Below are 10,967 nucleotides of genomic sequence, written 5' to 3'. Positions count from 1 at the left end.
GGATCCGGGTTGACGGTGATAATTATCTCATCACTTGCCTCAAGCCCATTCCCATCGGTTACCGTTACCTTATAGGTGGTCGTTTCGGTGGGGGCAACAAGTATTTCTGGAGTTGCATTATAAGTGCCAGAAGGTACAGAGGTCCATTCGTAAGTGAGTGTTGGGTCGCCGGATGCTGTTACCGTGAGCGTTGTAGATTCGCCACGACAAATAGTATTACTACTGGCTGTTAGTTCCTCTATGGTCGGTGCACTGTTAACACCCGAGAGGATAATGCTACCGGCGGTAATGCCACTGGCAGATAGCACGTGGTTGTCTGTGTCGATGTTGCTACTACTAATAATCTGCCAACTGGCACCGGCTGTGTTCTTTGAATAAAGGGCCGCAGTAATCAATGATTCAGTTTCATTGACTTCACTGGCTCCATAGTCGGCAATTACGGCATAAGTGAAAGTTTCACTAAGACCAGTGACATCTATTTCCCAGTATCTATTCAAATAGTTGGCACCTTCAGAATTATTGTTTTCATCGGGTTTGCCTCCCGTTGTGGAAACGGTAAGTAATCCGGTACCAGATCCTCCAGTGATAGTGACTTGAAAAAGCATGGGTTCTTCTTCGCCTCCATCTAGCTGAAGAGGGAGTACAGAGCCTGAAGATGCTACCTTTGAAACGGGATGCGCATTTGGAATAAGAAAACTGTAGGCTCCAAACACAATTTGATCAACAATGGTTAATGGAGCTGTTAATTTCAGATCACAATATTCATATGTCGTGATCTTGGAAATCGGGATTTCGCTATTGATCGAGAAACTAGTCGGCTTAGGAGAGGTGTCCCCGTCTCCAAATTGTAATGTTCCCCCCGTCATGGATTTAGACCCGGGAGTTCCATCCACAATCGAAACATCGAGGTAGCCAGAGCTGTTGGGCTGGTGAAAGATGATGGTTCCACCGGTCATGTCAAAATTGGCATCGGAAGTGAGTTGCAGTATGCCCGCTGTCGTATTGCTATGTCCAACCTTGGCCAAGGTAATTGTTCCGCCTGAAATATCGGCTGCACCGTCCAATACTTCCAGACCCCCTGCAATATCGACTGTTCCGCCACTTAGCTGGAAGGTACCGCTCGGCTGGGTTTGTATGTTGTTATCGGAACTGCTTCCAAAGTTGGCTGTTCCGGCAGATACGCGGATCAGCCCCTGGTTGGTGATGGAGTAATCCCCGCTGCTTAAGGTGGCGCCATTAACCCAGAATCCACCTGTAGCAGGAATCGTATAGGCAGCGGTGCCTCCAAGTTGAAAGTTTCCCGTTGTCATCTTAATTACCCCGGACACAATTTCAATAGCACCCGTGTTGTTGATCAGGCCTGTTCCGTTGGCCTCTACAATGGAGTTGACATCTGTTCCTTTATCGATTTTGATGCTATAAAACTCAGAGGCTGAACTGCCGCTGATGGTGGCGTCACTGGTTCCGCCAAATACGACGGTACTCTGGTTGGCTGTGAACGTTCCATTGTTGGTCCAATCCCCCTCAACGGTTAGCGTGATTCCATTGTCGATAGTTAGCGTGCCTCCTGTTTCAATCGTGATGCTTCGATAGGTGGTAGTGGTATTAATCGGGATGTTTTGGCCACTGGTAATGATCAGATCTTCGCCTGAAGCCATAATATTCGCGGAGAGTTGGCCAGTACTGTTTTGTGGTTCCCGGTTGTCCTCCCATCGACTATTCGGACTGGCCGGATTTATTTCCGTATGCAGGGCAATAAGCTCGTGACTGTTGGCGTTTGTTGGGTATGTGCCCGATTTAGGCTTGTTCCCGGAGGTAGGAGCGACTTGAGTTTCAGGCATAAAAAAATCATCCAAGGCAATCTTACCGAATGACTCAGATGATGGATGAGTTTGAGAAAACGTTTCTTTCTGCAATAAACACACGATCACCACCACAACCAACACCCCACAAAGAATCTTATTTTTTAGGACCATTTAAAAATTGATTCTTACACCTCGTACGCAACCAAGTGTTCTTAACATCACTAAATCTACACAATCCGCTGCTAATTTCCTCGTAGCGCGAGCTCTGTAAATGTTTCTCACTTTCGATAGCCAACTGCCTCCATGCTTCCAATCTCACATGCAAGGGCAAATTATTTTTGTTAATATTCTTTTAACTACTTACTTAATAGCTGTTTAAATCTTTTTTGCATGTGCGCGAAAATTGCGCTTTGCCCATGCGGCTTAAGCCAGTTAGTGAGTCGTGCAAAAGAAAATATGCTCAAAAACATAATTTGGTAAAGAACGCTATCCTTAGTTAATCCGGTTTTGGCTGAATAAGTTACCCTCATTTGGCAATTAATTGCATAAAAAAAGCGTATTCATTTTGATTCTAAATTTGGATTTCCTGCAAATAAGCAGGCAGAAGCCCTAAAAGTTGCTGTTTGCAGAGGACGAACTAAAGCTCCGGTTAATCCGTAATTTCAACATGTATAATGTCTGAGTTGGCGTGATAAGCAACTGCGTGGACCGTTTGGGCATCTGCAAAAGACAAATCCGGTAAATTTTCCTCTGCAGGAAGCTGAACATCAAACGACTTCCGATAAAACCATTTTGGAGCGTATCGCCTGGCAATCTCCAATTCACTCTTTGCCTTTTCTTCCAACTTAAGTATGAGTTCCTCCGGCACAAAAAGGTAATCGCCTTTTTGGGGAACAAAGGGAAGCTCGATGGGGACAGAGACCTGTCTGTCCATGAAATTCTCCGGTGCATAAATGTGCAAATGAATTTTAAACATGGTACTTAGAATAATGGTTATGAATCAATAAGCTGATGTGTGATTAAGCGTTACTCAGGAAAGATATTTCTATCCATGGTTAAAGCTTTTCAGAGTTTTAAAAGACAACCAAAAGTACAAATTATTTCACCGAATACGGCTTGTTGTCAGGTAATTGTTTGTTACAAAGACCACTAAGCCGGGTCTCATTTTTACTCGTAGTCTGCTTCCTCCGCCGGGGGGGCAAATCAGATTTCAACATGTGAGTTGGCGGAAGCCCAAAAAAATCGTGCCAACCCCTTAAAGGGAAGACACGATTCAAGCCAAGGCCAGGGTGCTTACCCGGTGAGGTTCGCCTGTCTCCAAGCGAAGGGTAGGGTAGCTACCAGGTATGGGTAGCCACCCTCCGAGCCAAGGGTAGAGACCCTGCCAGCCGTGGGTATGCACCTTGCAGGCCGGGCGTATGCACCCGACAAAGCAAGGGGAAGCGGCACCACAGGCAGGGGTTCATTTTTCGATCACACCCGCTGGAGTGATGCTTTTAAGGTTCCGCTTCGCAGCTCGTTGCTTTTTTGCTTGTTTCGGACGGTGAGCTGGTACTCGCCGGGCGGCAAGGTCGGCACGAGGAAATCAATCTGTGCGGGCTTATTACGCGAAACCGTACTGACTTTTAAAACCGTGTTGGTTTCAGAAGTGAGGAAAACGCCTTGTTCCGGATCTGAGGCATCAAATTTCAACCGGCTACCTTTCAATTGGGCGATGTTCCCTGGTGTCAGTTGTTCATTGCGAGTGCCGCTCCCCAGGTCGTCCAAATACAACGGATCGGGATGCGGTGAAGCGCCCATAACCTTTTTAAGCGAGATGGTCTTTGCAGCCTCCCTCAGCCGGACACCGGGAGATACATTGATCCGGACGGCATGACTGGATGGGTTAAATGATTCATCATCGCCGTGAAAAACTCCTTTGATGGAGGGCTGGACGTTGAACAAAGGCGTATTTACGGCATGGCCATCTTGTACTAACTGGACAAGGGCTACCGCATACTCTTCAAGTGTGGAGAGTGCTTCCGCTTTGGTTACTGTTGAACCGCGGCTGATCATCAAATCAATCACGTCTTCGCGTGTCTTGCTTTGAACGTTTTGAATCACGGCCATGTAATCCTCCGGATCGCTGGTCAGGTGATTCTCAAATAGGGCATATTCAAGTGCCATATAAGTTTACGTGTTAAAGATTATAAAAATAAGTCCGTATCAAAATGCTCCGCAGGGTCTGCTCTTGATTGGTGCTTGACAAAGCCGAACATTAGTAAAGCAGGGTATCCAAACTGAAAATTTGCAGTTGGATTTTGGATCGGTTTTCGATTTGTTGATTTTCCGGAAATCAATTCAAATGTATTTTGTTTATTAATCAGAAATACGGAAGAAAGGTTACCCAAATAAAGTATGTTGTAAAATACTAAAAATTTTATGCGGGAAAACTTGACTTTTATGTCCAAATGACAGGTATTCGTTCGTCTGAGTTTCAAGGGGTTTTAGGGCTCAAAACGTGCAGTTCATGAATGTCACATTTTTGAGGGCGGGTGGTTTTTATGAAAAAAAAGTTATTAACAAGCGCAAAAGATGGGGTTAACCAATCACTTCAAATTCCAATCCGCCAGCTGGCGGACAAGTTTCAAAATCCAAAATTCAAACCGTCGGGATGCTAACCACCATCCAACCCTCACAATTATTGACCACCTAATGACCATCAATGACCAATCACTCTAAATTCCAAAATCCAAAACCCAGAATCCAGCAAACCAGTACCTGTTGATGAATAACCATCGAATGACAATTAAATGACCAATGACTAATGACCAGTTTTCCAATGACTAATCCCCAATCCCGTCTCAACGATTTTATCCAGCATCGAGCATCCAATCAGGGATCTTAAACTGATCGGTTTTTTTTTTAGGTGTTCTAGGTGTCTATTGTGGTTTTTATTGAATTTTTACTTGTTAAAAGAGTTTGTTTCTCCAATCGCGGTTCGCTCAATCCGCCGACAGATTCCAGTCCGGCCACTGACGGATCGGAATGACGCTGTGATCTGTGGTGTCCGGTGGGCCTGCAAGCGTTTTCCAGCCAAAGCATCCAGGATGTAACCAATCACTTCAAATTCCAAATTCCAAAATCCAAAATCCAAATCCCAAAATTCAGCAACCCAGTACCTTTTGATGAATGACCATCGAATGACAATTAAATGACCACCTAATGACCATCAATGACCAATCACTCTAAATTCCAAAATCCAGAATCCAAAATCCAAAAAACCAGTACCTGTTGAAGTATGACCATCGAATGACAATTAAATGACCAATGACTCATCCCTAATCCCCAATCCTTGGCGCTACTTGTGCGCTTGTTCGTAAAATAGAATTCCAACACGGTTGATGTGGTCAAGCAGGCTGGGATTTTCAATGGTGTGGAATAAGGACAGATCGATTTTATAGGGCAACAACAAGTCGTCGAGCTGATTTTCAATGGCCAGCAAATGGGCTATGGTTAGCTTCGGACCGGTTAAGCTTAAGTCAATATCAGAAGCCGGTCGGTAGTTGCCTTTGGCCCTTGAGCCATACAGAATGGCCTGCTTGACCTCCGGGTATTGCTGCAGTACCTCGCGAATCAGTTGTATGTCAGAGTCGTTTAATCCGTGTGGCATGGCTTAAAATAATTCCGGTCGATGACCGTCCCTTTTTTCGATCATCACCGTTTCGAAAGCTTTAAACAAGCCGGAATAACGATTCATGATTTTTTCAACCAGGTCTTCAGCAATTTCCATATTATACGTGTGCGAGCTTTGATTTCGGCTTTTAATCATCTCCATCCATCCGGGGCCATCGGCGATCAGGTTCAGGGCGAAAGCTTCGCGCGTGGCATCACGTGAACCGGCCACCAGAGCATTGCCTTGAAAATGAGCATAATCCTTCATGACATTCCAAGCCAGTTCGTGTGTAAACTCGAAAGCCTGAATCAACCCCTGCTTTTCCAGTTCGCTCAGTGCTTTCTCCTGTGCCAGGGTCACCGCATTTTCCAGTTGTTTTAACGCATTCCTGTAATTCTCCAGGCGCTGTTGCCATCTGATATCCTTGTCCATCTTCAATCCATCGGTTTGTAATTCAATCCCATTCAAAAGTAAGAATTAAAATTGTTGTTACAAGGATCATTATTCCGCTGCCCTTCGCTCGTAATGACAATTGGGCAAGGCGGCGGCGAATCCGGAAACCTGTTGACGATGACCCTCCAATCGCTGGGGACAGTTTTATCCAGCATCCAGTATCCAGCATCCAGCCATCCTAACGATTGACCATCAATGCAGTTTCCCTGAATAGAAGATAGAAAATAGTCTTCAGTTTAAAATCATTCATTACATTTATGGCATGGAAGTGGAGTTTTCAAACCAGTGTTGGCTCGGACGGTTGTCCGCGATATTTCAAAAGAAGCGGTTTTGCTTGTTGTGGCGCATCCGGATGCTGTTCTTGAGCAACAAGGAGTCAGCATCTATTCAAAACTTGTAGTCGAAAACTCGAAGACGTATCTTTACCGTGTATTCATAAACTTTAAAAAGTCACCGGCGTTAGTAATTACAGTGTACAAGACATCAAAACTTGAAAAATATGGTTATAAAATATAGCAAAGAGGTTGATGCAATCTATATTCAGTTTTCTGATGCAAAGGTATTTGAAAGCGATGAGGAGAAGCCCGGCATTATCTTAGACTATGACGAGTCGGGCAATATTATTGGAATTGAAGTGTTGGATGCTTCGAAGAAAACAAGTCAGCCCAACGGGATCGTCTACGAAGTTGCCTAAACAGCTCAGCTGGTACCACTGAGGCTAAATTTGCCTTCTGATTATTTCATCGACTGTTGAAACGAAGTAGAAATCGCAACAGCCAATGACCAATCACGCGAAGTTCCAAATTCCAAATTCCAAAATCCAAACCCCAAACCCCAAACCCCAAAAAATTCAGCAACCCATTACCTGCTGAAGTATGACCATCGAATGACAATTAAATGACCAATAACCAGTCCCCAATGTGCGTTGCTTAGGCCGCGAACTCAATTCCTGTTTTTTTGATTTCAGTGATAAAAGGATTTCCGGAACTAAAATCTTCATGAGATATTGGGTGTGGTTCAATCCTTGAGTCAATTTTCGAAGCCAATAACATCAACTGAACTTGTGTGGCAAATCGTTTAGAGTCATCCAGTTGTCTGAAAATTAAGGCTAAGTCGATGTCGCTATCTTCAGTTGATTTACCTTTTGCATAAGAGCCAAATAGATAAACGCTCTCAATATCCGGGAATTTCCCCTTGATCAAATCAATATATTGACTTATTGCAAGATCAATGTTTTTATCCATAATCGTAGTCCTTTTAACTTGTCAATCCACTCGGAAGTAAATTCCAGCGTACACTGTTTCTTAAAACTCATTTTATAGTCATCATACCGGGCATTAATTAAATGCGGTGACTGTCACAAGCTGCTCTTTCATGTCATCCGATAATGCCAAGTCCGATTTTTCAGCCAATCGGAGGAGGTTATGAATATAGGGCGGGTAATCTGATTTGACTTTAACAAAATAAGCCTTCAACAACTTTTCAATCATTAAATGACCAATAAATAGCGACCAGTGATAACGTTTCGATTCAAACATGGCGTTCATGGTTTCGAAATCATCTTCAGCACCATCAATCCAATATTTTATCAACAGTTCGCTATCTAACCCTTTGTTTTTCATTGATTCAAAAGTACAAAAAAAAGCAGAAGTCCATGCTTGTTAATTTCTCGAATGCATTTTTATCAGGAGGTACAACAACAAGTAACAGGGAACAAGGAATACGCAAATGACCATCGAATGACCAATGACCAGTTATCCAATGACCAATGACCAATCCCCAATAACCAACCCATCGAATCAATCTCAATCCGCCGACAGATTCCAGTCCGGCCACTGACGGATCGGAATGACGCTGCGATCTGTGGTGTCCGGCGGGCTGCTAGCGTTTTCCAGCCAAAGCATACAGGATGTAACCAATCACTTCAAATTCCAAAATCCAAAATCCAAAATCCAAATCCCAAAATTCAGCAACCCAGTACCTTTTGATGAATGACCATCGAATGACAATTAAATGACCACCTAATGACTATCAATGACCAATCCCCAATGACCAGTCCCCAATCACTAATGACCAGTTATCCAATGACCAATCACGCTAAGTTCCAACTTCCAATACCTGTTGGTGAAAAACCAGACAACAAAATTAATTTTCACAGTAAATTTTTGTGTATTAAGTAAAAAAAGTGATATTTTTAATCCATAAACCAATCATCTAAACTAATATTATTATGAAATTCAAATCACTTTTCTTATTAGTCGTTGTTTTTACGCTTTTTAGCTTTTCTGGTGGTAAATCAAAATTAAATGGGACCTGGAAATTGGTTAGCCAGGATTTGGTTCGAAATGGACAAAGTCATCTGTCTATTTTGGAAGATGTTAATGGCAGTCAACTGAAAACCTGGTCAGACAAGCATTTTATGTTTGTTGGTAATAGTTTTAGTGGCAACCAACTCCAGCAGTCATTTGGCGGAGGAACCTATGATTTGTCCAAGAATATTTATACCGAAACCGTGCAGTATCACAATGTGGCGTCGTTTAGAGGACAGAAAGTTCAGCAGTTTCTTGAAATAAAAGGCGATACGCTGTACCAGATTTTCCCGTTTGGCGGGATTGAAAATTACGATGAAAATAACTGTAACATCGAAAAATACATACGACTGGATTGATGGCGATCTGGCTATCGATCGGCTGAAATTCAATCGGCAGTGGAAACGTTTTAAACCTTGAAGAATTGAAAGTCTTCAAGGTTTTTTTGTTGTCCGGACGGGCTTGAACAGACATCGATATTATTCTTTTATGGGTTCATAAATAAGTTGAACCACACCCGATTGGAATACATTCGTTTTCACGAGTTTCAAATGCAGTCGCTGCTTCAAGTCTTCGAACAAGGGTTTGCCGTTTCCCAAAGCGATGGGATGAACGGAGAGCTGGTAGCGGTCAATAAGTCCGGATTGGATAAAGGTTTTGATCAGGCTGGCTCCACCATACAGCCAGATATCTTTGCCAGTTTCGTTTTTTATTTCGGCCACTTTATCGGCGATGTCAGTATGGATGAAGGTGGCTTTGTTGTCGTGCCTGTGTTGGCTTGAAAAGACGTATTTCTTTTTGGAATGAACCGTCTGCCAAAGTTCTCGCTCGGGTTTGCTGGCCTTATCGTCGGGCTGAAAGTTCCCCCAGGTGTCGTAACTCACCCGACCATAAAATAGGGTATCAATGCTGGCCAAAAAGCTGTCAAAGTTCATGTCATCGTCCAGGATACACCAATCAATTTCCCCGTTTGGCCCTTCAATAAATCCATCGAGGCTGACGGCCAGGTCTAAAATAATTTTTCTCATTTCAATCTGCTGTTTTCGGTTTACTATTCTTCGATGGCTTCAATACCCATTTGCTTTAGGCGCTCCAGGTGTTCTTTCATGGCTTTGAGTTGTTCCGGTGCGTGTTCTTGCCAATCACTTCGTTCGCTAACAATTCGAAGCGGGCTCGTCGTGCGATAGGATTTTGTTGGATTGCCTGGAAACTTTTTATCCGTCAAATTCGGGTCGTCTTCAAAAGCACCTGTTGGCTCGACCAAATAAATCCTTCCTTCGCCTTCGCCCTGTGCGAGTTCGGCGCCCCAAATGGCCGCGTCGATGGTGGCTGTGAAATAAGCGTACTTGGCAACCTTCCGCTGCCCATAGTTTGAGTTGAAACCGGCTTCGATTAAATCGCCTTCTTTAAGATTGGCCTTTGTTCCGTGGTAGTAAATTTCAGAAGCTTGGTTCGACGTTTTCGTTTTGTCCATTTCGTTGTTTGTTTATTTTTGATTTTCAAAAATAAGCAGAAAGCAAAACTTCGACAGGGGGTATTCGCGACGAAGTTGAGGATGATTTGCGACAATTCCCAACGATTTGAATGTTGAATCAGGTAGCTTAAGTTTTTGAGCCTTTCAAGCGGAGTGCACATGGTGCTGTTGTTCCGATCGAAATGGCAAGGTCTGACTAGCAGTTATTTATAAATCATCCTTGATTTGGAGTTGTTCTTCCAAGCTTTTTATTTTCTTCTTTAGCCTGAATTTATCAGCCCAACTGATTATTGACCCAAGCATAAACCCGGTGATCAATATTGAAAGACCGTGGGGATAATGCTGAAGCTTGAAAAATGCGCCGATGATGACCAGAATGGCTGATAGGTTGTAAATGACGCCAATCAGCGAATTGATTCGTTTTTCATTCATTTGTTCGGTTTTTGGTTTTTCAGATATCGTTCTACTTTTTCTTCGAGTGGATCACCGATCCGGAGGAGGATAACGGTGGCCCATAAACGGTCTTTGAACCGTGTAAAGTCCAATTCCTGGTGATGTTCGCGAAACCAGGCGAAGGCTGAAGGGGATAGATCTCCGGCAATTTCAATGCTTTTGTATATGTCAGCGTAGTGCTTATCTGTTTTTCCAATTTCCTTCAGGTAGTTGAGGTACTTTCCGTTGTAGTTCAATTCGAGCAATTGATAACCATGCAGGTCAGTCAATACCGTATCTTTTGTTTTTACCATTTCTGTGTGGTCATCCATTCGCCAGATGGTCGAAAAAGCTTCTTCATCAATGGTCCCCAGAAATTTGAATTTAGCAGTGTCTTTAACCAGTGCAGGAAAAACAGCAGATTCCAAGCCGTTAAAATAGCTGTGGTAGCTTTCATTAATGTCCGTCTTCTTTGTAACTTCCGACACCTGGCGATCAACGTAGGCGATCATTTCCTCGATACCCTTTAATTCTGCAGGACTAAAGATTTCTTTGGCGACTTTGTCCGGGACGATGTGATTTCTTGTTGGAGCACAGCATTGCATAAGAGTCAAAATGGTCAGGACAGGAAGAATTAAATTTCTCATTTCTGCTTTTCAGGTTTTTAGTTTAGGTCAAATGCTTGGATGTATTCATTAGTTTAACAGCGTGAAACCAAAGATAGTGATTATTGGTAAGCAGGATTCATTTTCTTTTTCTTTTTTTTTTTGTTTAGTATTTGGTTTGCCAAGGTGTTTTTTTTTCAGGCACATCCGGCCGTCGGGATTAGTAGGCTCCAG

General features: G+C 43.3%; 13 protein-coding genes. 2 read left to right on the top strand and 11 right to left on the bottom strand.

Annotated features, from left to right (window positions below; all coding sequences use genetic code 11):
- The 5 genes from NC99_RS18485 to NC99_RS18460 form a co-directional block, all read right to left on the bottom strand.
- Window positions 1-1,841, bottom strand: a 1,841-nt coding sequence (locus NC99_RS18485; protein ID WP_157625069.1) for a hypothetical protein, incomplete at its 3' end; no start/stop codon positions are given.
- Window positions 1,842-2,454: 613 nt separating this feature from the next.
- Window positions 2,455-2,781 (bottom strand): hypothetical protein, encoded by a 327-nt coding sequence (locus NC99_RS18480; protein ID WP_053187342.1) that lies wholly within the window; start codon window positions 2,779-2,781, stop codon window positions 2,455-2,457.
- Between the two features lie 497 nt (window positions 2,782-3,278).
- Window positions 3,279-3,971: a DNA-binding domain-containing protein gene (locus NC99_RS18475; protein ID WP_053187339.1), complete on the bottom strand. Its 693-nt coding sequence runs from the start codon at window positions 3,969-3,971 to the stop codon at window positions 3,279-3,281.
- A 1,174-nt stretch (window positions 3,972-5,145) separates the two neighbouring features.
- Window positions 5,146-5,457, bottom strand: a complete 312-nt coding sequence (locus NC99_RS18465; protein WP_053187334.1) for a nucleotidyltransferase domain-containing protein — start codon at window positions 5,455-5,457, stop codon at window positions 5,146-5,148.
- Window positions 5,458-5,460: 3 nt separating this feature from the next.
- Window positions 5,461-5,928 (bottom strand): nucleotidyltransferase substrate binding protein, encoded by a 468-nt coding sequence (locus NC99_RS18460; RefSeq protein WP_239684483.1) that lies wholly within the window; start codon window positions 5,926-5,928, stop codon window positions 5,461-5,463.
- 484 nt (window positions 5,929-6,412) lie between these two features.
- Here NC99_RS18460 and NC99_RS18450 point away from each other — a divergent pair, with 484 nt between their 5' ends.
- The gene (locus NC99_RS18450) at window positions 6,413-6,607 is read left to right on the top strand and encodes a DUF2283 domain-containing protein (RefSeq protein ID WP_053187328.1); all 195 of its coding nucleotides are present in this window, start codon (window positions 6,413-6,415) and stop codon (window positions 6,605-6,607) included.
- A gap of 235 nt (window positions 6,608-6,842) precedes the next feature.
- Here NC99_RS18450 and NC99_RS18445 read toward each other — a convergent pair whose 3' ends face one another.
- Both NC99_RS18445 and NC99_RS18440 read right to left on the bottom strand, forming a co-directional pair.
- Entirely contained in the window at window positions 6,843-7,157 is a 315-nt protein-coding gene (locus NC99_RS18445) for a nucleotidyltransferase domain-containing protein (protein ID WP_053187325.1), read from the bottom strand.
- 93 nt (window positions 7,158-7,250) lie between these two features.
- Window positions 7,251-7,535, bottom strand: coding sequence for a HEPN domain-containing protein (locus NC99_RS18440; RefSeq protein ID WP_053187322.1), 285 nt, complete (start codon window positions 7,533-7,535; stop codon window positions 7,251-7,253).
- A 608-nt stretch (window positions 7,536-8,143) separates the two neighbouring features.
- On the opposite strand from NC99_RS18440, the gene NC99_RS18435 reads away from it, so the two are divergent.
- Window positions 8,144-8,581 (top strand): hypothetical protein, encoded by a 438-nt coding sequence (locus tag NC99_RS18435; RefSeq protein WP_053187319.1) that lies wholly within the window; start codon window positions 8,144-8,146, stop codon window positions 8,579-8,581.
- Window positions 8,582-8,701: 120 nt separating this feature from the next.
- Here the strand turns inward: NC99_RS18435 and NC99_RS18430 are convergent, their stop codons facing one another.
- The 4 genes from NC99_RS18430 to NC99_RS18415 form a co-directional block, all read right to left on the bottom strand.
- Window positions 8,702-9,250: a dihydrofolate reductase family protein gene (locus NC99_RS18430; RefSeq protein WP_053187316.1), complete on the bottom strand. Its 549-nt coding sequence runs from the start codon at window positions 9,248-9,250 to the stop codon at window positions 8,702-8,704.
- A 23-nt stretch (window positions 9,251-9,273) separates the two neighbouring features.
- Complete coding sequence (gene arr, locus NC99_RS18425; protein WP_053187313.1) at window positions 9,274-9,696, bottom strand: NAD(+)--rifampin ADP-ribosyltransferase; 423 nt, start codon at window positions 9,694-9,696, stop codon at window positions 9,274-9,276.
- A 207-nt stretch (window positions 9,697-9,903) separates the two neighbouring features.
- The gene (locus NC99_RS18420) at window positions 9,904-10,128 is read right to left on the bottom strand and encodes a GldL-related protein (protein WP_053187310.1); all 225 of its coding nucleotides are present in this window, start codon (window positions 10,126-10,128) and stop codon (window positions 9,904-9,906) included.
- The gene (locus tag NC99_RS18415) at window positions 10,125-10,775 is read right to left on the bottom strand and encodes a hypothetical protein (RefSeq protein ID WP_157625067.1); all 651 of its coding nucleotides are present in this window, start codon (window positions 10,773-10,775) and stop codon (window positions 10,125-10,127) included. Before NC99_RS18415 ends, NC99_RS18420 begins: the two co-directional genes overlap by 4 nt.
- Window positions 10,776-10,967: the final 192 nt, after the last annotated feature.

Origin of the sequence: Sunxiuqinia dokdonensis, assembly GCF_001270965.1 — a bacterium.
Lineage (GTDB): Bacteria > Bacteroidota > Bacteroidia > Bacteroidales > Prolixibacteraceae > Sunxiuqinia > Sunxiuqinia dokdonensis.
This window is presented reverse-complemented; position numbering and strand designations above follow the sequence as displayed.